The organism is Mycobacterium sp. 23, assembly GCF_048287075.1.
GTDB classification, from domain to species: domain Bacteria; phylum Actinomycetota; class Actinomycetes; order Mycobacteriales; family Mycobacteriaceae; genus Mycobacterium; species Mycobacterium gordonae_B.
Window position 1 is genome coordinate 534,556 of sequence record NZ_JBLVUX010000005.1, and the last position, 24,147, is coordinate 558,702.

Consider the following 24,147-nt stretch of genomic DNA (forward strand, 5'->3'; position numbering starts at 1 on the left):
GGATGCCACTAGTTTTTCAGCGCTTGTCGATCTGCCCGGCCGCGATCTGGTCGGCCGCCCTGGCCGCGACTCCCCCGGCCAGGCGGGAGGCGACCTCGGGAGCGTTCGCCGCGAAGCGCGCCAGCGCCCGCTGCCGCAGCGGCGCAACGGTCACCTCGCCGCGGTTTCGCTCGATCGCGGTCACCACGGCGGCCCCGACCTGCTCGGGTGTCCCGGTGCCGATGAGCGGAGGTGCCGAAGCCCCCGAGTCGGCGAACATCCCGGCGCCGCCGATCGCTCCTGGGCTGACGACCGAGACGCCGACACCGGCTGGCCGCAGGTCGTCGCGCAGACACAGCGCGAACCCGCGCAGACCGAACTTGGTCGCCGCATACAGCGAGGCGCGTGCCGTCGCGGTCTTGCCGGAGATCGACGAGATGTAGACGAAGTGCCCCGAACCCCGCGCGGTGAATGCCGGGATCAGCTCCCGGGTCATCTGCACCGGGACCTCGAGATTGACCCGCAGCGCCCGGTCCACCTGCTCGGCGGTGAAGCTGTCGAGCTTGCCCGAGGCCGGCAGCGCCGCATTGGCGACCAGCACGTCGATGGGACCCGCCTCGGCCAGCAGCGCCGCGGCGGCGCCGGGCTGTGCGAGATCGCTGACAATCGTCCGGTGCCCGCTGCCCGACAGTGATGCCGCCAGCTCGTCGAGTTCCTGCGCCTTGCGCGAACTGACGATCAGCCGCGCTCCGCGCTGTGCGAGCGCCTTGGCGATCGCTCTTCCCAGCCCGCCGGTTGCGCCGGTGAGCAGAACTGTCTTGCCGCTTAACTCCATTGCGATGACGGTAGTCGAACGGCTCCGTTCACGACCCGACCGCGTCAACGGGCAGCCCGTAGCGCTGGGTCCAGGTCTTCGAAGCCCGGGGCGCGCCTGCGCTCGAGAAGTGTGAAGCCGCCATACGGACAGACGGTTTATGTATGGTGATGCGGCGTTCTTGCGGGAATCGTGGTGTGCCACCATGACAGGGCGCCCAACCGTCAGGAGATTCAATGCCGAACCGATTGACCGACAAAGTCGCTTTGATCAGTGGCGGGGCCCGTGGCATGGGTGCGTCCCATGTTCGGGCTCTGGTCGCCGAAGGGGCCAGGGTGGTGTTTGGCGACATCCTTGACGACGAGGGCAATTCCGTCGCCGCCGACGTCGGCGAGGCCGCACGTTACGTGCATCTGGACGTCACCGACCCGGACCAGTGGGACGCCGCGGTGCAGACCACCCTGTCCGAGTTCGGCCGCCTCGACATTCTGGTGAACAACGCCGGCATCATCAATATCGGAACCTTCGAGGACTACCAGCTTTCCGAATGGCAGCGGATTCTCGACATCAACCTCACCGGTGTCTTTCTCGGCATCCGGGCCGTGGTCAAACCGATGAAGACCGCCGGCCGCGGGTCGATCATCAACATCTCCTCGATCGAGGGCCTGGCCGGCACGATTGCCTGCCACGGTTACACGGCAACGAAATTCGCAGTTCGGGGGCTGACCAAGTCGGCCGCTCTGGAGCTGGGTCCCAGCGGGATCCGGGTCAACTCCATCCATCCGGGGCTGATCAGGACACCGATGACCGAGTGGGTGCCCGAGGACATCTTCCAGACGGCGCTGGGCCGTATCGCCGAACCTCAGGAAGTGTCGAACCTGGTGATCTACCTGGCCAGCGATGAGTCCAGCTACTCAACCGGTTCGGAGTTCGTGGTCGACGGTGGCTGCGTGGCCGGTCTGGGGCACAAAGACTTCTCCGCGGTCGACACCGCCGAGCAGCCGGAATGGGTCACCTGAGCGCGTCACGCAGATGCCGGCACTGACTGGCGAAGAACGACAACGAAATCGGTGCATTCGGGGCGAGCAGGTCGAAGGCATGGAACGCACCCGGGGCGATTTGCTCATGAACGGCGACCCCGGCGTCGCGCAGGCGTTGCGCGTAAGAGACGCACTCCTGATAGAACAGGTCGAGCGTTCCGACCCCGATCCAGGCCGGTGCAAGGCCTGACAGGTCGTCGCGCCGCGCCGGTACCGCGGATGCGGGGTCCGCTCCGGACAGATACCACTGCCAAGCCAGCTGATTGTCCCGCTCGCTCCACATAATCCGTTTGCGCCCATCGGGTTTCGCTCCGGTTCGGTCGTCGAGCATCGGGTAGACCAGCAGCTGGAAAACCGGGCGGACGTCTTCGCGGTCGTGGGCAAGCTGCGCCAAGGCGGCCGCGAAGTAACCGCCGGCGCTCGCGCCTCCGACCGCGATTCGGTCGGGGTCCACCCACGATTGGCGCTGCAGCCACAGCAGCGCCGCGTAGCAGTCGTCCAACGGAACCGGATAGGGATGCTCCGGCGCCAGGCGGTGCTCCACCGCGACCACCGCAACACCGGACAGGTGGGACAGCTTGCGACAGTAGCGGTCCTCCTGAGCCGCGCTTCCCATGACGGTTCCACCGCCGTGGATCCACAGCAACGCCGGGGCCGGTAGCGCCAATTCGGCCGGCCGGTGTATCCGGACGGTGACATTCCCATCGACCGCGACAACCGGCACGTCGCGCTCGCGCCCGGTCACGCCGGCGAGCCCCATCAGGGCGCGGGGAACCCTCAGGCCGCGGTGCAGCCCGTATCCCCGGGGCAGAAATCTGGCGATGGAACGGAGTCCCGGGTCAACCGCATGCCGAGAGGTGAACGCGTCGGCCGGATACTGGTTACTCATCGCTACTGACCATACATTCGCAGATAATCGTTGACCCGTGCACCAGGGTCGGTCGTCGATAACCAAGGCCACCAGATTTAGGGACTGAAGTCACTAGAGACGAGCGGCACGCTCTGACGAACATGGTGGCGTGACTGCCTTTTCTTCCGTGGGGAACCTGCCGATTTCCACTGTGACCGGCGACCCGGTGGCGCGTGTCGCCGCCGACGCGAGTCTGGCCGACGCCGCGCGTGCGTTGGTGACCGAGAACGTCGGCGCGATGGTCGTCGGCGACGACGACAATCCGGGCGCGTTGGTGAGCGAACGTGACATCGTGCGCGCGGTGGCCGCGGGAATGGACCTCGAGTCCGTCCGGGCGATCGATGTGGCCAGCACCAAGTTGGTGTGGTGTGACGCTGACGCGACCGTCGACGAAGTCGCCACCCGGATGATGGACCGTTACATCCGCCACATCCTGGTCGAACGTGACGGCGCGCTGCTGGGTATCGTCTCGGCCCGCGACGTTCTCGGCGTCTACTGTTCGGGAGCCGAACTCGACCTCGGTTAGAACGCGTCGGGATCCCGCTGCACCTCGGCGGGCACCGGGTGCTGGTAGAGCCGAGAAGCGTTCTCCCAGGTGATCTTCCGGATCACATCGTCGGGCAGTTCACCGATCTCCTCGTGGATGGTCTGCTGGGTGTGCGGCCAGGTCGAATCGCAGTGCGGGTAGTCGGCTTCCAGCATGATGTTGTCCACCCCGATGCGCTCATACTGCACGAACGACGATTTGTCCTCCACGGCGCAGAACCAGAAGTTGCGCTTGAAAACCTCTGCGGGAGTAAGTTTTTCACCGAGATCACGCCAGGTGCCGTACATCTCGTGATAGCTCAGCATATGGTCCAAACGGTCCAGTAGCCCTGCTACCCAACCGATCCCGCCCTCGGACAGGCAGATCTTGAGGTCGGGGAATCTGCTCGGCAGCCCGGAGTACAGCCAGTCCACCGCGGCCGAGATCGCGTATGCGAAGAACAGCACGCCCTGCACGTCCGGTGGCGCGTCCGCGGTCGTCGACGGCGACGATCCCGAAGAGCCGATGTGCAGATTCACCACGGTGCCGGTCTCGGCGCACGCCGCCATCATCGGCTCCCAGTGGCCCGAGTGAATGCTCGGGAATCCCAGCATCGCCGGGTTCTCGCTGAAAGTCATTGCGTGGAAACCGCGCTCGGCGTTCTCGTAGATCATCTTGGCGCCCAGCTCGGGATCCAGCAGCCAGGGCAACTGACACGGAATTATCCGGCCGGGGTAGGGCCCCGCCCATGCTTCCAGGTGCCAGTCGTTCCATGCCCGCACCGAAGCCAGCGCGAGGCCCCGGTCCTTGGTCACCTGCTGCAGCCGCTGACCGGCGAATCCAGGCAGGAACGATGGGAAGTTCAGTGAGGAGTAGATGCCGTTGAGATCCATGTCCTTGACTCGCGCATGAATATCCCAGGCGCCCCTGCGCATTTCGTCGAATCGGACCGGTTCGAAACCGTACTCCGACACCGGCCGGCCCACTACGGCGTTGAAGCCGACGTTGGGCAGCACCTGCCCGTCGTACACCCAGGTCTGTCCGCCTTCGGGGGTGTCCACCACGGTGGGTGCCCGGTCGGCGAACTTCCGCGGAAGACGACCGGTGAAGGTGTCGGGCGGCTCGACGATGTGGTCGTCCACCGAGATGACGGTGTAACGGCGCTGCGCTCTCGGAGGATCCGGCAGCAACGTGACGGTGCGCTGCTCACCGGTCTTGGCGGTGGTGAAGTTCAGGTCGGCGGCCAACTCGTCAATCGATTTCATGCCGGTCTCCTTTCATCGCCGAGCAGACACAAAATCGCACAATTTTCGGGCATTCCGTGCGATTTTGTGTCTGCTCGCGGGGGTTAGGTGAGCACATCGGGATCGGCTTTGATCGTCATCCGCGCCGCACCGGCCCAGTACACGTCCGCGGCGCGCTCGATCAGCGAGGCCCGCATGCCGACCATGTCCGACCACTTCATCTCCGAGGGTGCGATACCGGTGAGCATGACGTCGTAGGCCATCCGGCACACCCGTTCGATGGACGCCGCCCGGTACACGGCCTCGGGCAGGTTGCGGCCGGTGGCGATGACGCCGTGGTTGGCCAGCACCGTCAGGTTGGCACTCCCGATATGGGCCACCAGATCTGCTGCGCGCGAGGGGGTATCGATCTCCCCCTCATAGGCTTCGACCAGACACATGTCGTCCAGGAACAGCGATCCGGTCTGATGAACCAGCTCGGGCAGCCTGCCGAGCGCGGCCAGCACACACACGTAGTAGGGGTGATTGTGGATGACCACCCGGGCGTCCTCGCGGACGCGGTGCAGTTCGGTGTGGATGTGGATGGCCGGCGTGACATCCCACCGTCCACGCACGACCCGGGCATCGGCGTCCACCTCGCAGATGTCCGACGCGGTGAGCTCCTGCCACCACAGCCCCCAGGGGTTGACCAGCATGTCGGTCTGGCCGTCCCGTTGCCAGGTGATGTGCCCGGCCATGTTCTCGGCGAAACCGATCGAGGCGAGATGGCGGAAGGCGACGGCGAGCGCCTGCTCGTCGGACAGCTTCACCCCGATCGGTGGCACCACCGACGGCGCCCACACCTCCAGCCCGCCACGCCGTACCCGAGGACCGTCCATAACGCCCGCCTCCATCCTGGCTCGAAGGTTCTCCCGCAGTTCACCTTTGGCGATCTTGCCGCCCGATGACCGGGGCAGCTCGTCGACCACGATGAGCCGTTCGGGCAGCAGCTCCTTGGAAACACCCAGCGCCAGAAGATGTTCGACGAGCTCTGGCAGGTCCAGGGTGCGGGACTCGACGAGTTCGGCATAAAGGCAGACCTTTTCGCCGAACACCGGGTCGGGCATCGCCACCGCGGCCGCCACTGCGATCGCGGGATGGGTCATGGTGGAGTCTTCGACCTGTGCGGCGCTGATGTTCTTGCCGCCCCGCACGATGAAGTCGGACGTGCGGCCGGTGACGCTGAGATAACCGTCCCCGTCGATCTCGCAGATGTCGCCCATCCGCATCCACCCGTCCGAGGTGAACAGCCGTTCGTGGTCGATCCCATCGAGATAGCCCAGGCTGGTTGCCGGACCCCGGCAGGCCGGCTGGCCGTGGCCGGTCCCGGTGACGTCGCGGTCGCCGTCGTAGAGGCGGACTTTCATCTCCGGGACGATCCGGCCACCGGTACGCAGCCGGTGGTGCAGGGTGTCATCCAGGGTCGTACCGCTGAGCAGGCCCGTCTCGTTGGAGCCGTAGAACTGCAGAATTTTGGCGCCGGTAAGTTCCTCGAACTCCGCGGCCGGCCGGTACGGCAGCGCTTCGCCACCGGTGAACACCACCCGAAGCGAGCTCAGGTCGGCCTCGCGCACCCTAGGGTCGGCCATCAGCATGGTCAATTGGGTACTGACACAACACATTACGGTGACTTTGTGCCGGGCTATCGCCTCGCACGCGGCTGCGGTGGAGAACCGCTGCAGCAGCACGGTGGTGGCTCCCAGGTGGATCGGGGTGGTATGGCTGGTCCAGATTCCAAAGCCGAAGGGCATCGGGATGACCGGCAAAAAGATGTCTTCGGGTGTCAACAGCCCGTTGGCGACGGCCTTCTGATGAAAGTAGTGCCAACGATTCTGGGTATGTACGACGCACTTGGGCAACCCGGTGGTCCCAGAGGTGGAGTTGATCAGGAAGACGTCGTCGGGGCCGAGTTGTGCCTCGATGCCCGGCGCCGCGGCCGGCGCGTCGACCTCGAGCAGCGGCGCCATGCCGTCACTGCCCAGTACCTGCACCGCCATCCGGAGCTCCGCCGCCACCGCCGCCGCGGCGGCGCCACGTTGCTGGTCGCTGATCAGGACTCGAGGTTCGGTGACACCCAGCAGATGGGCGACTTCGCGGGTGCCGGCGCGGGCACCGATGCCGACGACGACGGCGCCGCAGCGCTCGACGGCCACGAACAGAACATGGATGGCGGCGGTGTCGCCGTGCCACACCGCGACCCGATCACCGCGGCCGACCCCTGAGCCGGCCAGCTGCCCGGCCAGCGCGGTCGCCGCGGCGTCGAATTCGGCCCACGTCAGGGCGCCGCCGGGATAGTCGATGTAGGCCACCCGGTCCGGTGACCGTTCGGCGTTGCGGCGAACTGCGTCGGACAGTGTCGAGTCGGTCCACCATCCGGCGGCACGGAACGCCGCGGCGTCCCCGGCCGCGAATGCCGGCGACCGCATGATGCTCAGCGCGCCGGCGGTCATAACCGAATGATAGGAAAGCTGACAGTGAGGCAGGTCACCGGCCGTCCGAGGCCCACCGCGCTGACCAGCACTCCAAGAATCCCCCAAGAACCTTCCAAGGGCCGGCACGCAACCTGGTATCGCCCAAAATCCGCGGGCACAGACCGACGTCAGGAGTCCAGGGACCGCCATGGCCATCGTCGATTCACCGACACACCATCACCCGCACCCACCGACTGGCTTCCGTGAGCAACCCCGGCGCCACCCGTGGGAGATCGGCCTGCTCGTGCTGGTCATCGCGTCCAGCGTCGTGCTGTACCTGATCGCATGCGCGCTGGTGCTGTCCGGCAAGGTCAGCCTGTTGTGGCTGTCGGTGCTCGCCACGCCGGTTCTGCTGTTCCTCGGCCGGGGGCTGAACTACGGCCGCCAGCGCGCCAACGGCGTGAAGATGTCGCCCACGCAGTTTCCCGAGGGTTACTGGCTGGTCGTGGAGGCGGCGCAGCGTTTCGGTCTCGCCGAGGTGCCGGACGCGTACGTCGTGCTGGGCAACGGGCAGATCAACGCCTTCGCCAGCGGTCACGGCTTCCGCCGCTATGTCGTGGTCTACAGCGACCTGTTCGAGATCGGCGGCCAGGCCCGCGATCCCGAGGCGCTGGCCTTCGTCATCGGACACGAGGTCGGCCACATCGCAGCCGGGCACGCGTCGTACTGGCGCCAGCTCAGCCAGCTGGCCATGAAGATTCCGTTCCTCGGGCAGGCGCTGTCGCGTTCCATGGAGTACACGGCCGACAACTACGGTTACGCGTTCCGCCCGGAAGGGGCCCGTCGCGCCATCGGCGTGCTGAGCGCCGGCAAGTACCTGCTGCGCTGGGTCGATTTCGACGGCATGGCGGACCGGGCTGGCGCCGAGACCGGGTTCTTCGTGTGGCTGGCCAACGCGCTGGCGTCACACCCGGTGAACACGTGGCGCGCGTCGGCGCTGCGCAATCGCGCGGTCGCGGGTGCTCTGTTCTTCCGGCCCAGGCAGCCGGTGGCGGCCCCGCAGTGGCCCGCGCCCGCCCCGTGGCCCAGATGAGTGCATACGCGATGAAGACCAAGGTCGTCGTGCTGCTGACCGGCTGGGCCGTCGCGGTGGTGCTGCTGCTGCACTACGTGATGCTGAGCCGGGCCGGCCTGCCGGTGGACTGGATGCTCTACCTCGGACTGCCGATCACCGCGATCGGCGTGCTGTTCGCGCTGATGCTGGCGAACGTTGGCGCCGGATGGGAGACCAAGACGATCAGCGTCGGTCAGCCGCTCTTGAGGCGAATCTTCCAGCGCACGAAGCCCAGGTAGAAGATGCTCAGCACCACCAGCATCGCCATGTCGAACGTCCACGCCCCGGCCGTGTGCTTCCAGTGTGAGTCCTTCGGGACCTGTGGAACCGGACACAATCGGGTCAGGTCGATCGTCGAGGCCGAAGTGGCGAAACCCCATCTCGCCGGGGTCACCCACGACATCTGGTCCAGCCCCAACCGGTTGGTGACGGGAATCATGCCGCCGGAGAACACCAGCTGCGACATGACCGCCACCACCAGCAGCGGCATGATCTGCTCGCTGGTCTTGGCCAGCGATGACAGCACCAACCCGAGCATGGCCGAGGCGACGGTCGTCGCAGCGATGTCGGCGTAGAGCTCGAGGGCGGGGCTTCCCAGCACCACTGCGCTCGCCTTCGGACCGGGCTTGCCCAGCAGCGCGATCACGGTCACGATCGCCGACTGGACCAGCGCCAGGATGGTGTAGACGCAGACCTTGGCCAGCAGATAGGCCGTGGTGGACAGCCCCACCGCCTGTTCGCGCAGGAAGATGGCCCGCTCACCGATGAGGTCTCGGATGGTCAGCGCCGTCCCCATGAAGACCGCGCCGACGTTGAGCAGCACCAGGATCTGGGCCGGCTCGGTGGGCGCGTCACTGGTCAGTGGCGGGGCGTTGAAGCCGACATCACCGGGCACCGACATGGACAGCGAGCCCATGATGAACGGCAGGATCGCCAGGAAGATGAAGTAGCCGCGGTCGGAGATGATCAGCCGCAACTGCCGCCGGGCGATAGTGGAGAACTGCCGGACGAGGCTGGTGTGTGCGGCCTCCCCTAGCTCGGCGGGTTTCTCCGTCGGCGGTACCGGCGGAGGCGGGCCGGTCTGTGCCAGGTAGCGGGCCTTGGCGCCGTCCGGGTCCTCGGCCACCGAACTGAAGATGTCGGCCCAGTTCGTGGTGCCCATCGACGGGCCGATCTGGCTGGGCGGTCCGCAGAACGCCGTCTTGCCGCCGGGTGCCAGCAGTAGCACCTGGTCGCACACGTCCAGGTAGGTCAGTGAGTGCGTGACCACCAGCACCACACGACCGGCGTCGGCCAACTGCCGCAGCATGGTCATGACCTGGCGGTCCAGCGCCGGGTCCAGGCCGGAGGTGGGTTCGTCGAGGATCAGCAGCGACGGCCCGGTGAGCAGTTCCAGCGCGACCGAGGCGCGCTTGCGCTGACCGCCGGACAGCTTGTCCACCCGCGTCTCCAGGTGCTTGGTCATCTCGAGTTCCTCGAGGACGCGGGCCACCACCTGCTCGCGGTCTTCTTTGGTGGTGTCCGGCGGCAACCGCAACTCGGCGGCGTACATCAGTGCCTGCTTCACCGTCAGCTGCCCGTGCACGACATCGTCCTGCGGCACCATGCCGATCCTGCTCCGCAGCGAGGCGTACTCGGAGTGCACGTTGTGCCCCTCGAACGACACCGTGCCGCTGGTCGGATGGGTGTACCCGGCGACCAGCTTCGCGAAAGTCGACTTGCCCGCACCCGACGGACCGATGACGGCCGTGAGCATGCCCGGACGCGCCGTCAACGAGATGTTGTCCAGCAGCGTCTTGTTGCCCTCGATCGTCCAGGTCACGCCGCGCACGTCGAGGCCGCCGGTGCGGGTCTCCAACAGGCTTTCTTCGCGCCGCGACAGCGCCCCATTGGCGAAGACGAGGTCGATGTTGCCGATGGTGACCACATCGCCGTCACGCAGAATCGCCGATTCGACGCGGGTGCCGTTGACGAACGTGCCGTTGATGCTGCGGTTGTCCCGGATCTCCGTACCGCCGGGAGATGGGATCAGGGTCGCGTGGTGCCGCGAGGCCAGCACCTCGGGGATGACGATGTCGTTGTCGTCGGCGCGACCGATCTTGACCGCGCCCGCCGGCAGGTCGCCCGCCTTGCCGGGCCGCAGGATCTTCATCATCGAGGTCCTGCTGCCGGCCTCGGCGGTCCGGCCGATCACCGGAGGCGGTTGCTGTTGCGCCGAGGACCGGTAGATCTGTGGCGACGGCTGCTGCATCGGCTGCGGACCCGACGGGTAACGCGGCTGCGGTCCCGACGGCGGCTGGCCGGGGGGCGCTGCGGGCATCCGCGCTGTGGACGGATGCTGTTGCGGCGGGGCACCCCAGTTAGCGCCGCTCGGCGGCCCGCCCTGGGCGGGGATTGGGCCGCTGGGCCGCGACGGAATCGCCATCGCGGTGGTCGCCGGTGGGCGGCCGACCGAGCCCTGGTTGCGCCTGCCGACTTCGAAGTCGAGCGCCGGTCCGTCCGGGTTGCCGATGTTGACGCGCTGGCCGTCCTGGATGTCGACGACCGGCACCCGGCGGTTGTTGACGTACAAACCGTTGAGGCTGCCGTTGTCGATGGCGACCCATCGACCCTGGTCGAAGCGCAGCAACAGGTGCACGCGGGATATCAGGGGGTGCGCCACGCGGACATCGGCGCGCAGATCACGGCCAATGACTACGTCGTGGCCCGCTGCGAAGGTGCGCTCGGCACCGTCATACCGCACGGTCAGGACAGGTGGAGCGGCTGTCTGGGTCATCGCAACCAACTTTATCGGCATGGACGCCAACTAAAGAAGCAGGACGTCGTTTGTAACCGGGTAAGTAACCGGGCGGGCCTGGTCAGACGCGCGCGGTGGCCCCCGAAGCCGCTGCGAACGCCGACATTTCGATTCGTTGAGCTCTATCCTTCAAGCCTCTGGCGAATTCGGGCCCCAAGGAGAGAACTTGACCACCTTATCCGACGATCTGCGCACCCTGAGCTATGAAGCGTTCGTCTACTTTTATCCGCTCGTGACGATGGACGTCACCAGGCTGCAGGCGTTCAACTCGGCGCCCGGATCACGGCCCGGTTTCGGCCCGCCCAACCAGTTCTCCCATCTGCGGGAGTTTCCGCCGGCGGAGTTCCGGTCGGTGGTGCGGCCGAACTTCGACACGCTCTACTCGATCGCGTGGCTCGATCTGAGTAATGGTCCCGTCCGGCTTCATGCCGACGACACCGACGATCGCTTCTACATGTTGCCGATGCTGGACATGTGGTCCGATGTGTTCGCCAATCCCGGCAAACGAACCACCGGCACCGGACCACTGGATCTGGTGATCACCGGACCTGGTGACACCGGAGATCTGCCCGCGGGGACGACGGTCGTCCCCTCGCCGACTCCGTATGTCTGGCTCATCGGTCGGACGCAGACCAACGGCCCTGACGACTACCCGGCGGTATACAAGGTCCAGGACGGATTCCGCATCACCGAGCTCGGGCCGAAAGCCGAATTCGAGGCTGACCCGGAGTACGACGTGACCACCGAGCCGCTCAAGGTCGTCAATGGGATGACCGCGGTCGACTACCTCTCCTATGCCGCCGAACTGCTGCGGGTCAACCCCCCGCATGCGACCGACTTCTCCATCCTGGCCCGCCTCGCGCTGCTCGGCGTCCAACGGGGCAAGCCGTTCGACGCGAGCCGGTTCAGCGCGGAACAGGTCGCCCAGATCGAGCAGGGCAAGGACGATGCGCTCGCCGACATGCTGGCGGCCGGACCCAGGCTCGCGGCCAGTGTCGACGGCTGGATCAGCCTCGGTGAGGGCATGGGGGTCTACGGCAACAACTACTTCCGGCGCGCGGTAGTGGCATTGATCGGTCTGGGTGCCAACCCTCCCGAGGACGCGGTCTATCCGCTGCTCGCGTCCGACGCCGACGGGAACCCGGTCAGCGGTGACAACCCATACGTCGTCCATTTCGACGCCGACAAGTTGCCGCCGGTGGACGCGTTCTGGTCGATCACCATGTACGACGCGGAAGGATTCCAGGTCGCCAACGAATTGAACCGGTTCGCGATCGGCGACCGGGATCATCTGCACTACAACGACGACGGCTCGCTCGATATCTACATTCAGCACGAGGACCCCGGCCCGGCGCGCAGGGACAATTGGTTACCCGCGCCGCGCGGCCCGGTCGGAGTGACGATGCGGCTCTACGCGCCTCGGCCGGAGGTCATCGCGGGCGGTTGGTCGCCACCGCCCGTTCGCCGGGTTTGACGCGCCGCTCGCGAATATGATGAACGCCCACCGGAAGGAGATCGACATGGGTCAGAAGCTGGGTCCATGGAAGCGAAGCGGCGGGGCGATCGCCGTTGCGGCGCTGGCGCTGACCGCCGCGCCCGAGGTGTTCGACATCGGCCGGCCGCCCGGCACCACGATGGCCGACGTGTGCGTCAACGCCGGACGACGCATTTCGGTCAGCGGTTGCACCAATATCGCCGACGCCGTCGCCCCCTACGTCCCGCCGCCGGCGGACTATGCGCCGTTGCCGGAGGACTACCCGCCTCCCCCGCCGCCGCCACCGAACATCAACGTCTGCGCGAACGTGGGACGGCGCATCACCGTGAGCGGGTGCGTCTAGGTTCAGGGCCGGCCGTTGCCGCGGCGGATTTCCTGCAGGCACTGCAGCCTGGTCTGCCCGGTCTGTTCCATACACACCCGGACCGGTGTCTCCTGCTCGCTGGGCGGCGGGGTCTCGTTCGGTTCCAGCGTGGCACTGACGGTCGGGCTCGCCGCGGTGCCCTCGGTCAGCGACCAGATGCTGGTGTTGCTGCCCTGGATCATCGAGCAATACGCCGTTGCCCCGGTCTTCGTGGTGCCGAGGCTGCCGAGCGGGAAACAGTCGGCGCCGATGGCCACAACCGGGATCTCCGGCGCCGGGGTCACCGAGGGGCCCCCCGCTCCGGTGGTGGATGCGGGCAGAGACGTGCTCGCCGGCGGCTGCGGAGCGGGCGTCGCGCGTTCTTCCTTGTCCGCGCGCAGGTACTCCTGCAGAGCGAAGACGACCGCGATGACCAGCAGGATCCCCAGCAGCGCCGGAACGACGACGGCAGGTCGCAGCAGGGAGCGTTTGGGTCCGGAGGCGGCCACGGCGGGCAGGGACAGGCTGGTCTCGTCGGGATCCCCGGCACCGCCCAGGTTATGGCTCAGCGCCCGCGCGAAATCGATACACCGCAGGTAGCGATCCTTCGGGTCCTTGGCCAGCGCCTTGGCGAAAACCGGGTCCAGATTCGACAGTTCCGGGCTGCGCTCACTGATAGCCGGGGGTGAGGCGCTGAGGTGCTGGCTGATCACCACCGCCGGATTGGAGTGCTGAAACGGAGGCGCACCGGTGAGCAGCTGGTATGCCGAGGCGGCCAGCGCATACTGGTCGGCCCGCCCGTCGAGGTCGTTGCCCATCAGCTGCTCGGGCGCCGCATAGGCCACGGTGCCCACCGTCATGTTGGTCGCGGTCAGCCCCGTCGATTCACCCACCAGACCGGCAATCCCGAAATCTGCCAACAGAATTCGCCGGTCGTGCGAATCCGGTTGAGCGATCAGGATGTTCGCGGGCTTGACGTCGCGGTGCAGCAGCTTGTTCAGGTGGGCGTAGTCGAGCGCCTCGGCGACCGCGGTCACGATTTCGACCACTTCCGGGCCCGGCATCCCCTGGGGGTAACGCTCCTCCAACAACTCCCCCGCGTCGGTGCCGTCGACGTAGTCCATGTCGATCCAGAGCTGGCCGTCGGACTCGCCGCGGTCGTGCACCGCAACGATGTGCGGATGCCACAACGTGGCCGCGGTGTCGGCTTCGCGGTGGAACCGTTCCCGGTATTCGCTGTCGGCCGACACGTCGGCTTTGAGAACCTTCAGTGCGTCCTGGCGCGGCAGCCGGGGGTGCTTGGCCAGATAGACCTCACCCATGCCGCCGGATCCCAGCCGCTTGATGACGGTGTACCCGGCAAACGTCGATCCTTCGTCGAGCGCCATGGCCGCATAGTAGCCCGCAGGACGATCGCGGAAACCGACGATGGGGCCCCGCATCGGCATAGCCCGCGTTTTCGTCGGCCCGCACGGAGTAGTTTGGCGTCCATGTCCGAGCGCGACAACACTTTCCCCGACGACGTGCCGATCGCCGACGCCGCTGAACAGCTGCGGCCCACGACGGACCTCTCCGATGACGACGAATACGAGGGTGGACCGGCCGAGTTGCCGCTCGAAGCGAGCGCTGCGGACTGGCAGGAACAGCAGGAAACCGTGGTGATCGACGACGAACCGGAGGACTCCGACTGAGTTGCGGCCGCGGAGCGCGGTGCGGGCCGTCAGCTAATGAAGCGCTTCACGAAATCGCTTCACCAAGGGTGTCATCGAGGCGCGGCTGAAGGGTACGGACTGTAAATGGCCCGTCAATCTCTCGTAAATACCACTGCGGCGCCCTCGCGGACGACGCTCCACCGGGCATAGATTCGAGAAGGCCGGTCGATCAGAGGGGCGCCCGGGCCAGTCCCCACCGTTAGGAAGCGTCATGCCGACAATCGAGACGCGACTCCGCCAGCAGCTTCGCAACTACGCCGTCGAGTTGCGTCAAGTGGCCTACACCCTGCCGAACGGGATCGGTGAGCACGATCTGCTCCGGTTGTCCGACCAGATGCGTGCCGCGGCCGATCAGGTGATCAGCAGAGGGGCGTAGCCAGTCGTCGGTGAGCCCGGGGTAGTCCCGGGCGCCGGCGTTCAGCTGACCGTCACCGGAATCCCGTTGAGGACGCCGTTGCCTGAGGGCGCGTCGATCCAGGTGGGCGGTGAGAGCACATTGGTGTTGGCGCCGGGCGCACCGCTGGCCACCGACAACCGGGTCCCCGGCTTGTCGTGACCCCAGCCGTGCGGCATCGACACCACACCGGGCTTGATCGCCTCGGTGATCTCGACCGGCACCTTGATCTCGCCGGACTCCGACTTCACCGTGACGATGTCCTCGTCGTTGACCCGGCACCGGGCCGCGTCCGCGGGATGCATCAGCAAGGTGCAGCGATCCCTGCCCTTCATCAGCGCGGGCACGTTGTGCAGCCACGAATTGTTTGACCGAAGATGCCGCCGGTTGACCAGGACCAGCGGTTCGGCAGGGCGATCCAGCCGGGCGGCCAGTCGGGAAAGGTCGTCGAGCAGGTATTGCGGGGCAAGCCGGATCTTCTTGTCGGCGGTGCCGAGAATGCCGGGCAGTTGCGGCACCATCGGCCCGAAGTCGATCCCGTTCGGATTGGCCTTCAGAAGGTCCAGTGTGAGCCCGCCCGGGTTCTCGCCGTAGCGATCACCGAAAGGACCGGTGCGCAGGGTCAGGTCCAGCATCCGCTCCGGGCCGCCCTGCTGGTAGCGCCGGCGGATGACCGCACCGTCGAGGCCCTGAGTGAATGCGAGATAGTCGAAGAAGCCGTCGTCGATCGCGCCGACGTCGACGTCCTCCGCCGGTGTGCCGGTGCACAATCCGGTGAGGCGGATCAGGATCTCCCATTCATGCGGCCGCTCACCCGGGTCGAACACCGGTGCCGAATAGTTGGCAAAGCTGCGAATCGCGAACTGCAGCACCAGGTCATCGTGGTGCGGTTGCTCGAGGGGTGACAGGCCGGGCAGGATCACATCGGCGTGGCGAGTGGTTTCGTTGAGCCAATTGTCAACGGAGATCATCGCTTCCAGCATCGGCAGCGCCTCGTCGAGCTTGTCGCCGCCGGGCGAGGAGAGCACCGGATTGCCGGCGATGGTGATCAGCGCCTTGAGTTGTCCCTCCCCCGGGGTCGCGATCTCTTCGACCATGCAGGACACCGGAACCTGGCCGAGCACTTCTTTGGCCCCCCGGACCCGCGTCTGCCATCGACCGAACTCCGGTGCGCCGTCCTCCAGCCCGGGCAGGGGCTGCGTGGTGATCGACCAGGCAGCCGGCCGCGGGAACATCGCGCCGCCGGGAGTGTCGAAGTGCCCGAGCAGAATGTTGACGACGTCGACCAGCCAGCTGGCCAGACTGCCGAACTCCTGATTGCACAGGCCGATGCGGCCGTACACCACCGATTTCTGGGTGCCGGCCAATTCACGGGCCAATGTTCGAATGCGATCTTCGTCGATGCCGGTGACCGCACTCACCCGGCTCGGCGGCCACTCTGCCGCGACCCGGCGCATCGTGTCCACGCCTGTGACGTGCGGCCCGGGTGCCACCAGGTCTTCGGCGAACAGGGTATGGGTGACCGCCAACAGCAGGGCGGCGTCGGTGCCGGGCACGATCGGCAACCACTCGTCGGCATGGTCGGCGGTACGGGTGCGAACCGGATCGATCACGATCACCTTGCCGCGCTTCCCGATCGCGTCGATCAGACCCATCACGTTCGGCGCCGCGAGCAGCGAGCCCTGCGATGCCGCCGGGTTGGCGCCCATGATGACCAACAGGTCGGTGCGTTCGATGTCGGGTACCGGGAAGTTCCACCAGCCGCCGTACATCAGGTGCGACGACAGATTTTTCGGCCACTGGTCGACCGTGCCGGGCGAATACGTGACCGGTATGCCTGACATGCCCAGCAGCACCCCCGCGTAGCGGGCCAGGGAGAAGGAGTGGGCCAGCGGGTTACCGGTGTATGCCGTGACCGCGCCGATCCCGTACTTGCGGATCACCGGCGTCAGCAGTTCGGTGCAGCGCCGAAACGCCGCATCCCAACTGACCTCCTGCCAGCGCCCCTCGATTTTGACAAGCGGTTGCCGAATCCGGTCCGGGTCGTCGTGCAAGCCGGCCAGGGCAGCTCCCTTGGGACAGATGTGCCCGTGGCTCCAGACGTCGTCCCGATTGCCGCGGATGCCCGCGACTTTGCCGTCCTGGACGCGAATCTCCAAGCCGCACATGGCTTCACACAACGGGCAGGTATGCAGGTACCTGCCGTCTACAGGGCTGGTCACCCTCTCACTGTATTCCGCTACTACGGGTATCGGAAGGGCTATGCATAGCCCAGAGCGGCGTTCTCCGCGTGGATCCGGACCTTGAGCACCGCGGCATTGGCGATGGTGAACACCAACGCCGTCAGATAGGCCGAGTGCACCAGCGGGAGCGCTGCCACCTCCGCCGCGACGGCGGTGTAATTCGGGTGCCGAACCCAGCGGTAGATCCCACCCGTCACCAGCGGGGCCCCGGGAATCACGATCAGCCTTGGGTTCCAGTGCTTACCGAGCGTCGCGACGCAGCGCCAGCGAACGACGGTGCTGAGCCCCACGACCGCAACCATCGGCCAACCCAGCCATGGGATGAACGGGCGATGTAGTGCCGCCACCTCGACGATGCACGAGATGAGCAGCAACGCGTGCATGCTGACCATTGCCGGGTAGTGACCGCGGCCGAACTCCCGGCCTCCCCGGGCGACTGACCATGCGGCGTTGCGCCGGGCGACCATGAGCTCGACCAGCCGTTCCAAGCCGACCGCGAAGATGAACAAGTAGTAATACACGACCTACCCCTCACCAGCGCAGCAGCAGCAGCTCGAAGCTGAAACCGGGACCCATCGCCATCAGCACTCCGTAGCAACCCGCGGATGGTGGGTCGGCAACCGTCCGGCACAGGACGTCGAGAACCGACGCCGAGGAGATGTTCCCGTTCTCTCGCATGGAGTCACGGCTGTGCCCTACCGCCTCCGGAGGTAGCGCCAGTGCCTTCTCGATGGAGTCGAGCACTTTGGGGCCGCCGGGATGGCACACCCATGCCGAGATGTCGTCGATCGACAAACCATTCTCGGAGAGGAAGTCGTCAACCTCGCCACGCAGGTAGTCGTCGGCCATTTGCGGGACCTCGCGGCCCATCACCAGCCCAAATCCGTTGGAGGTGATATCCCAACCCATCACGCCGATGGTGTCCGGAATCACCCGGCTCCGCGTCGCCAAGATCCGCGGATCGCGAATCATGCTGTCGCCAAGCATATTACGACCGGCTCCGGTAGCTACGACAGCCGCGGCGCCGTCTCCGAACAAGCACACTCCGATCAGCGCCGGGATGGAGACGTCGTCACGCTGCAACGTCAGTGAACACAGCTCCACCGACAGCAGCACCGCCACGTCGCCGGGAAACCCGCGGAGATAGTCATGTAAGCGGGCCATTCCCGCAGCACCCGCCACGCAGCCCAGCCCGAACAACGGGATTCGCTTGACATCCGGGCGCAGTCCCACCCGCGGGATCAGTCGCGCGTCCAGTGTCGGCACCGCCATCCCGGTACTGGAGACAACGATGATGGCATCCACCTCGCTTGGTTCGATATCTGCTGTAGCCAGGGCCGAAAGTATCGCTCGCTCACCGATATCGGTGGCTACCTCGATGTAGGCATTGTTGGCTTCGGTGAAACCGCTGAGCTCCGGGTACCGCGACAGCGGCAGGGCGAGGTTTCGTTCGTCGACGCCGGCCGTGCGGGCAAAGCGCATGAACTCCGGCCCGGTCACCCGGGTGAGTTCGCGTGCGACTTCCTCCTGATTGTGCCGGTGCGGCGGGAAAGCCACTGCGGTACCGGCGATTCGGGGTGACTCGTCATAGTGTCGGCCGGCATGATGAGCCGACCCGGAATACGTTGTTAAGGTCATAGCTAGGGCACGGCCACGAATGGCCGATTAGTTCATCGGATTACGGTTATTTGGAACACATTTCGGCTATCTGCCGGCGCACACCCGATTGGCAGGCTTCTCCGAGCGCATTCACAGTAACCTGGGGCGTACAGTGACTTTCTGAAAACTGTTGCACCGCAGAATGGTTGATGACCTCTAGCGGGTGGTGTCGCGCACCCGGCCCTCGTAGCCGGCACGCGCGACCGTATCCAGCGTCCGCAATACCCGGTTGCGGGTGAGACGGCCACGAACGGCGGCAACCAGGCGGTCCGGCAGCGCGGCGGCGGTGGCCTCATAGGCCCGCATCCATGCCGGCACCGCGACGACGGCGCGACGGTGGGCGCACGCCGTCACCACGGCATCCGCAATGTCTTCGGGGTTGACGGTAGGCAGCACTCCGCCGAGCCTGACTCCGGCGGTCAGTTCTGTGCGCACGGCGCAGGGCAGGACGACCGAGACCGTCACTCCGGACCCGGCGAGCTCGTCGCGCAACGCTTCGCTGAATCCGACGACCGCATACTTGCTTGCACAGTAGGTCGCCAGTCCGGCTGCGGGCACCTTGCCCAGATACGAACTGACGTTGACGATATGACCGGCGCCCCGCGCGAGCATGCCGGGTAACGCAAGCTTGGTGCCGATCAGGACTCCCCCGGTGTTGATGTCGAGGATCGCGTCGGTGATCGCGTCGTCCTCGTCGGCGAATCGCCCTGCGGGCATGATGCCCGCGTTGTTCACCAATACCGCCAGCGGGGCGCCTGCTTTCTCGACCGCATCAAGGAACGCGGCGAAGGACTCCCGGGACCGCACGTCCAGTCCCAGACCGTGCCCGCCGATTTCGGCGGCGGTTGCGGCAGCCAGGTCGGCGTCGAGATCGCCGATGAACACCCGGGACCCCCTGGCCGCAAACGCCTGTGCGGTGGCCCTGCCGATGCCGCGCGCGCCCCCCGTGATGGCCACGGCGGCCCCGGCGAGCCGAATCGGCGTCATGGCCATTTCTTAGCGGTCGACTGTGGATCTGACGACGCGACACGCGGGTCGGGCGTCGGCGGCTCCACATTCGGCCCTTTTCGCTGGTGCGACGTTTAAACCGGTTTCAAGGGGTAATCCTCGTCACAAACGGCTCGGACCGTCCGCCCACCCAGCGGCTCGGTGAACATCTGTTCAACTAACTTTAGGTGGCTGCCCAGTACTCAGCGGATTGCTTACAGCAATTTTGGGTCTGCAGGTTTATTTCAGTGTACGAGTGTGTACTTTTTGTGCATGGCAGAACGCGGCGCTCAGCCCCAAGTCCCCCGCGGCCGCAGACTCTTTCTGCGAGCTATCCGGAATCTGTTCAAGCCGCTGGAACCCGACGACTACCTCGAGATGATCAACCCGCTCTGGACGACCAAAGAGCTCCGGGGGAAGGTCGAGCGGGTCGAGGCGCAGGGATCCGAAGCATCGAGTGTCCTGATTCGCCCCGGTTACGAGTGGCCGGGTCACAAGCCCGGGCAGTACGTGCGGCTGGGTCTGGTGATCGACGGCGTGTATCACTGGCGCGCCTACTCACTGACCTCGGACCCGGAACCCGCGGACGGCCTGATCAGCGTGACGCCCAAAAAAGTCGACAGCGGCGTCGTCTCGCCGTACCTGGTCGAGAAAATCCAGCCCGGGGAGTTGGTCCGGCTCGGCGAGATCGAAGGCGTCTTCACACTGCCGGAGCCGTTGCCCGACAAAATGCTGTTCATCAGCGCCGGCAGTGGCATCACCCCGATCATGAGCATGCTGCGCAGTCTCGATCGTCGCAACGAGATGCGAGACGTCCTGCACATTCACTCGGCTCGTACCCGCGAGCAGGTCATGTTCTTGGATGTCCTCGAAGGGCTCGACAAACGTCACGAGGGAATGAAGCTGGACCTGCGGCTCACGGGAGATCGCGGCCGGCTCAAGCCGAGCGATCTCGACGAAGTGTGTCCGGATTGGCGTGATCGTGAAGCGTTCTGCTCGGGACCAGAGGAAATGCTCGACGCGCTGATCGAGCATTGGGAGAACAACGGCGACCCCGATCGTCTGCACTATGAACGGTTTCAGCCGAAGATCGGTGGTGACGCCGGGGACGGCGAGGGCGGCGAAGTCCGCTTCCTCAAGAGTGACAAGACAGCCGAATGTGACGGCGGCACATCGATTCTGGAGGCAGGCGAGAACGCCGGGCTGGAACTCGCGTTCGGGTGCCGGATCGGTATCTGCCACACCTGCACGGGGACGCTCAAATCCGGCAAGCTCCGCGATCTGCGCTCCGGGGACGTGACCGAGCCGACTGGACAAGAGGTCCGGATCTGCATCAACGCCGCCGAAGGCGACGTCGAACTAGAGCTTTGACCGGAAGGAAAGCAATGACTTCTACCATGCAACGCCAGGAAAGCCCGTTCGCCCACTTGGGCGAGCAGGAACGGGAGAAAATCGGAAAAGAACTCGACGCCATTCACGACGAGGTGTTCGCCGATCTCGGCGAGCGGGACCGCCACTACATCAAAGCGGTCATTGCGGCGCAGCGGCAGATCGTGGTCGTCGGCCGGGTGCTGCTGCTGGCCTCTCGATCGAGGACCTCGTGGGTCCTGGGTACCGCGTGCCTGGGTATGGCCAAGATCCTGGAAAACATGGAGATCGGCCACAATGTGATGCACGGTCAGTGGGATTGGATGAACGATCCCGATATCCATTCTTCGAAGTGGGATTGGGACACCGCCTCAACCGCCGAGTCGTGGCGACACTCGCACAATTTCATTCATCACACCTATACGAACATCCGCGGAAAAGACAAAGACCTCGGCTACGAGATCATGCGGATCGACCCGAACCAGACCTGGCACCCGCGGTATCTGGGGCAATTTTTCTACAACGCACTGCTCACGGTGCTGTTCGAGTGGGGCGTGGCTGTGCACGACATGGACATCGACGCCATCCGGGCCCGCGAGAAGCCCTGGTCAGAGGTGTGGAAGGACCTGAAGGGGATCGGCGTCAAGGCGCGCTCGCAGATCATCAAGGACTACATCGGCTGGCCGCTGATCAGCGCCGGGGCGTTTACGCTGGTGCAACTGGCCTCAGGTGGCCGCCTCGAACAGCCGGCCAGATCCCGCCTCGGCCGGCGGCTTCGCCGGGTTTCGGATAAGGGCCGAATCGGTGCCACGGCAACATTTTTCGATAAAGTGCTGCCCGGCGCGGAGAGCACTTATCTGCGCACTCTGGCCGCCGACGCGCTGGCCAACGTGATCCGCAATGTGTGGGCGCACGCCATCATCTTCTGCGGCCATTTCCCGGACCAGACCTACACGTTCAGTCAGGAAGAAGTCGAGGACGAGACGCGCGGGGAATGGTACCTGCGTCAGTTGGTCGGCGCTGCCAACATCGACGGCAGCCCGCTGTTTCATGTGATCAGCGGGAACCTCGGCTATCAGGTAGAACACCACCTGTATCCCGATATGCCGGCCAGCCGGTACTCCGAGATCGCACCCAAGATCAAGGACATCTGCGAGCGCTACGAGCTGCCCTACAACACCGGGCGGTTTTCAAAGCAGTGGTTCATGGTGCACCGCACCATCTTCCGATTGGCGTTCCCCGGAGGAAAGCCGCGGCCGAAGCCCGGTCCGTACCGTAGCGCGAAGGCGACGGGCCCTGACACCAGATCCAGCGAGGCGACGAAATATCGCGATCGGGTTCCTGCCGAACACCCCGACGCTGGGCCCGAGCACGCCTCCAGCGGCGTGGAGGTGCAGCCGCCGCCACGCGGCAAGGACTGAGTCGTCACCCGAACAGCGACGGATCGGCGTCGAAAACCGATATCGGCTCGACGATGACGCCGTTGTCCTCGACGTAGCGATCCCACAGTTCGACCAGTTCGGCGAGCTTGTCCGGATGAGCGGCGGCCAGGTCATGGATCTCGCCCGGGTCCGCCGACAGGTCGTAGAGCTGCCAGGCTCCGGGGCCATACGGCGCGGGCAGGTGCAACGCCTTCCAGTCGCCCTGCCGAATGGCGCGGCGGCCGAACAGCTCCCACCCGGTGCCGGTCTCGGCGTCGTGCACACTGTCCACGGCGCCCGACAGATATTCCACCAGTGAGCGGCCCCGCATCGGCTCGATTTCGCGGCCACGATAGCTGCTGCCGGGGTGTTCGATGCCGGCCAGTTCCAGCACGGTCGGTGCGATGTCCATCGCGGTCGTGAACGCGGTGCCGATCTCGGCTTGCCGCTCGAAGCCTGGCCAGGTGGCGAAGCCGACCACCCGGATGCCGCCCTCGGTGGTGAACGCCTTGTGCAGCCGCGACGGCGCGGTGGCGGCTTGGGCCCAGCGCGGGCCGTACCAAATGTACGAGCTGGGGCGGCCGAGGTTGTCCAGGCTGTTGTCGCAGTACTTTTCGATCTGCGCGGCGATCTGCGGGCCGCGCAGCGGCATCGCCTCGACGATGGCGCCCTCAGCACCGTTGTCCGACAGGAAGATCACCACGGTGTTATCCAATTCACCGGTCTCGGAAAGGTAGTCGACGACGCGGCCGATGTTCCAGTCCATCCGGTCCACCATCCCGGCATAGACCTCCATGCTGCGCGCCGAGCGCGCCCGTTCGTCGTCGGTCATGTCGTCCCACTCCGGGGCTCCGTCGGCAACCACGGGATGCGCCTCGACATCGGGTGGGCACAGGCCCAAGCGCTTCAGTGCGTCCAGCCGCTGCTCGCGCAGCACGTCCGGGCCGGCGTCATAGCGGCCGCGGTAGGCCGCGATGGATTCGTCGGGTGCCTGCAGCGGCCAGTGCGGGGCCTGGAACGGCAGATAGGCGAAGAACGGTCGCTCGTCTTCGGGGGAACGTTCACGCAGATAGCGCAGCAGCGTGTCGGTGTAGTAGTCCGACGAGTAGAAGTCCTCACCAACGGAGACGAAGTGGTCGTCCTCGGTGTATAGCGTTGGTACAGAGAGGAATCCGCCTCCGCCACCTCCGTAATGGCTGGCGCCTGCCGGCAACAGCGCGAACGAACGCTCAAAACCGCGGGCCCACGGCGATCTTTCGATGGTGGCACCGAGATGCCACTTGCCCGACATCAGCGTCAGATAGCCGGCGTCACGCAGCAGTTCGGGTAGCGCGACCACGCGGTCGTTCAAGTAGCCTTCATAGCCCGGCGCGCCCTGGAAGCCGGGAACGGACACCTCCAGCATGGTGCCGATGCCCGCGACGTGATGGTCGGTCCCGGTGAGCAGCATTGCCCGGGTCGGCGAGCAGGCCGGCGCCGAGTGGAAGTCGGTGAACCGGACGCCCTGATAGGCCAGCCGGTCCAGATTCGGCGTCTTGATCTCACCGCCGAAAGCGCCGATGTCGGAGAAGCCGAGGTCGTCGGCCACAATCACCAGAAAGTTGGGTCGGGTCACCTGGAGCATCCTGTCAGCTCCGGCAGAAGATAGAAC

The 24,147-nt window shown here is 65.9% G+C and carries 21 protein-coding genes and 1 pseudogene; 10 read left to right on the forward strand and 12 right to left on the reverse strand.

Annotation, left to right across the window (positions count from 1 at the left end; genetic code table 11):
• Positions 1–16 precede the first annotated feature (16 nt).
• Positions 17–814: an SDR family NAD(P)-dependent oxidoreductase gene (locus ACNQS7_RS03920; RefSeq protein ID WP_418011514.1), complete on the reverse strand. Its 798-nt coding sequence runs from the start codon at positions 812–814 to the stop codon at positions 17–19.
• 215 nt (positions 815–1,029) lie between these two features.
• On the opposite strand from ACNQS7_RS03920, the gene ACNQS7_RS03925 reads away from it, so the two are divergent.
• Positions 1,030–1,812, forward strand: coding sequence for an SDR family oxidoreductase (locus tag ACNQS7_RS03925; protein WP_418011515.1), 783 nt, complete (start codon positions 1,030–1,032; stop codon positions 1,810–1,812).
• Here the strand turns inward: ACNQS7_RS03925 and ACNQS7_RS03930 are convergent.
• The gene (locus ACNQS7_RS03930) at positions 1,805–2,722 is read right to left on the reverse strand and encodes an alpha/beta hydrolase (protein WP_418011516.1); all 918 of its coding nucleotides are present in this window, start codon (positions 2,720–2,722) and stop codon (positions 1,805–1,807) included. The genes ACNQS7_RS03925 and ACNQS7_RS03930 overlap by 8 nt on opposite strands.
• Before the next feature lie 130 nt (positions 2,723–2,852).
• On the opposite strand from ACNQS7_RS03930, the gene ACNQS7_RS03935 reads away from it, so the two are divergent.
• Complete coding sequence (locus tag ACNQS7_RS03935; RefSeq protein WP_418011517.1) at positions 2,853–3,269, forward strand: CBS domain-containing protein; 417 nt, start codon at positions 2,853–2,855, stop codon at positions 3,267–3,269.
• On the opposite strand, the gene ACNQS7_RS03940 is transcribed toward ACNQS7_RS03935, so the two are convergent.
• From ACNQS7_RS03940 to ACNQS7_RS03950, 3 genes and pseudogenes are all read right to left on the reverse strand, one after another.
• Complete coding sequence (locus tag ACNQS7_RS03940) at positions 3,266–4,534, reverse strand: amidohydrolase family protein (RefSeq protein ID WP_418011518.1); 1,269 nt, start codon at positions 4,532–4,534, stop codon at positions 3,266–3,268. The two genes, ACNQS7_RS03935 and ACNQS7_RS03940, sit on opposite strands and share 4 nt — an antisense overlap.
• A gap of 83 nt (positions 4,535–4,617) precedes the next feature.
• Positions 4,618–5,391: a class II aldolase/adducin family protein gene (locus ACNQS7_RS03945; RefSeq protein ID WP_418015870.1), complete on the reverse strand. Its 774-nt coding sequence runs from the start codon at positions 5,389–5,391 to the stop codon at positions 4,618–4,620.
• Positions 5,392–5,394: 3 nt separating this feature from the next.
• Positions 5,395–7,002: pseudogene (locus tag ACNQS7_RS03950) on the reverse strand (class I adenylate-forming enzyme family protein); the annotation flags it as partial.
• A 169-nt stretch (positions 7,003–7,171) separates the two neighbouring features.
• Here ACNQS7_RS03950 and ACNQS7_RS03955 point away from each other — a divergent pair.
• Complete coding sequence (locus tag ACNQS7_RS03955; RefSeq protein ID WP_418011519.1) at positions 7,172–8,056, forward strand: M48 family metallopeptidase; 885 nt, start codon at positions 7,172–7,174, stop codon at positions 8,054–8,056.
• A complete protein-coding gene (locus ACNQS7_RS03960) occupies positions 8,053–8,316 on the forward strand; it encodes a hypothetical protein (protein WP_418011520.1) in 264 nt (87 codons plus the stop codon). Before ACNQS7_RS03955 ends, ACNQS7_RS03960 begins: the two co-directional genes overlap by 4 nt.
• On the opposite strand, the gene ACNQS7_RS03965 is transcribed toward ACNQS7_RS03960, so the two are convergent.
• Positions 8,271–10,853, reverse strand: coding sequence for an FHA domain-containing protein (locus tag ACNQS7_RS03965; protein WP_418011521.1), 2,583 nt, complete (start codon positions 10,851–10,853; stop codon positions 8,271–8,273). The genes ACNQS7_RS03960 and ACNQS7_RS03965 overlap by 46 nt on opposite strands.
• A gap of 187 nt (positions 10,854–11,040) precedes the next feature.
• On the opposite strand from ACNQS7_RS03965, the gene ACNQS7_RS03970 reads away from it, so the two are divergent.
• Both ACNQS7_RS03970 and ACNQS7_RS03975 read left to right on the forward strand, forming a co-directional pair.
• The gene (locus ACNQS7_RS03970; protein WP_418011522.1) at positions 11,041–12,348 is read left to right on the forward strand and encodes a DUF1254 domain-containing protein; all 1,308 of its coding nucleotides are present in this window, start codon (positions 11,041–11,043) and stop codon (positions 12,346–12,348) included.
• Positions 12,349–12,394: 46 nt separating this feature from the next.
• Positions 12,395–12,712 carry a hypothetical protein gene (locus ACNQS7_RS03975; RefSeq protein WP_055580119.1) on the forward strand — a complete coding sequence of 106 codons (318 nt, stop codon included), beginning with the start codon at positions 12,395–12,397 and terminating at the stop codon, positions 12,710–12,712.
• Between the two features lie 2 nt (positions 12,713–12,714).
• Here the strand turns inward: ACNQS7_RS03975 and ACNQS7_RS03980 are convergent, their stop codons facing one another.
• Entirely contained in the window at positions 12,715–14,100 is a 1,386-nt protein-coding gene (locus ACNQS7_RS03980) for a serine/threonine-protein kinase (protein WP_418011523.1), read from the reverse strand.
• A gap of 102 nt (positions 14,101–14,202) precedes the next feature.
• Here ACNQS7_RS03980 and ACNQS7_RS03985 point away from each other — a divergent pair, with 102 nt between their 5' ends.
• Both ACNQS7_RS03985 and ACNQS7_RS03990 read left to right on the forward strand, forming a co-directional pair.
• Entirely contained in the window at positions 14,203–14,403 is a 201-nt protein-coding gene (locus ACNQS7_RS03985; RefSeq protein WP_418011524.1) for a hypothetical protein, read from the forward strand.
• Positions 14,404–14,635: 232 nt separating this feature from the next.
• Complete coding sequence (locus ACNQS7_RS03990; RefSeq protein ID WP_197419933.1) at positions 14,636–14,800, forward strand: hypothetical protein; 165 nt, start codon at positions 14,636–14,638, stop codon at positions 14,798–14,800.
• 41 nt (positions 14,801–14,841) lie between these two features.
• Here ACNQS7_RS03990 and ACNQS7_RS03995 read toward each other — a convergent pair whose 3' ends face one another.
• The 4 genes from ACNQS7_RS03995 to ACNQS7_RS04010 all read right to left on the reverse strand — a co-directional run bounded on the left by ACNQS7_RS03995 (position 14,842) and on the right by ACNQS7_RS04010 (position 19,707).
• Positions 14,842–17,040: a molybdopterin-dependent oxidoreductase gene (locus ACNQS7_RS03995; protein WP_418011525.1), complete on the reverse strand. Its 2,199-nt coding sequence runs from the start codon at positions 17,038–17,040 to the stop codon at positions 14,842–14,844.
• 38 nt (positions 17,041–17,078) lie between these two features.
• Positions 17,079–17,528 carry an isoprenylcysteine carboxyl methyltransferase family protein gene (locus ACNQS7_RS04000; protein WP_418015871.1) on the reverse strand — a complete coding sequence of 150 codons (450 nt, stop codon included), beginning with the start codon at positions 17,526–17,528 and terminating at the stop codon, positions 17,079–17,081.
• Between the two features lie 64 nt (positions 17,529–17,592).
• Positions 17,593–18,699: a type III polyketide synthase gene (locus ACNQS7_RS04005; RefSeq protein ID WP_418011526.1), complete on the reverse strand. Its 1,107-nt coding sequence runs from the start codon at positions 18,697–18,699 to the stop codon at positions 17,593–17,595.
• Between the two features lie 177 nt (positions 18,700–18,876).
• Complete coding sequence (locus ACNQS7_RS04010; RefSeq protein WP_418011527.1) at positions 18,877–19,707, reverse strand: SDR family oxidoreductase; 831 nt, start codon at positions 19,705–19,707, stop codon at positions 18,877–18,879.
• 273 nt (positions 19,708–19,980) lie between these two features.
• Here ACNQS7_RS04010 and ACNQS7_RS04015 point away from each other — a divergent pair, with 273 nt between their 5' ends.
• Together ACNQS7_RS04015 and ACNQS7_RS04020 are read left to right on the forward strand one after the other, a co-directional pair.
• Positions 19,981–21,078: a ferredoxin reductase gene (locus ACNQS7_RS04015; protein WP_310786467.1), complete on the forward strand. Its 1,098-nt coding sequence runs from the start codon at positions 19,981–19,983 to the stop codon at positions 21,076–21,078.
• 14 nt (positions 21,079–21,092) lie between these two features.
• Positions 21,093–22,496 carry a fatty acid desaturase family protein gene (locus ACNQS7_RS04020; protein ID WP_418011528.1) on the forward strand — a complete coding sequence of 468 codons (1,404 nt, stop codon included), beginning with the start codon at positions 21,093–21,095 and terminating at the stop codon, positions 22,494–22,496.
• Positions 22,497–22,500: 4 nt separating this feature from the next.
• Here the strand turns inward: ACNQS7_RS04020 and ACNQS7_RS04025 are convergent, their stop codons facing one another.
• Positions 22,501–24,111 (reverse strand): arylsulfatase, encoded by a 1,611-nt coding sequence (locus ACNQS7_RS04025; RefSeq protein WP_418011529.1) that lies wholly within the window; start codon positions 24,109–24,111, stop codon positions 22,501–22,503.
• Positions 24,112–24,147: the final 36 nt, after the last annotated feature.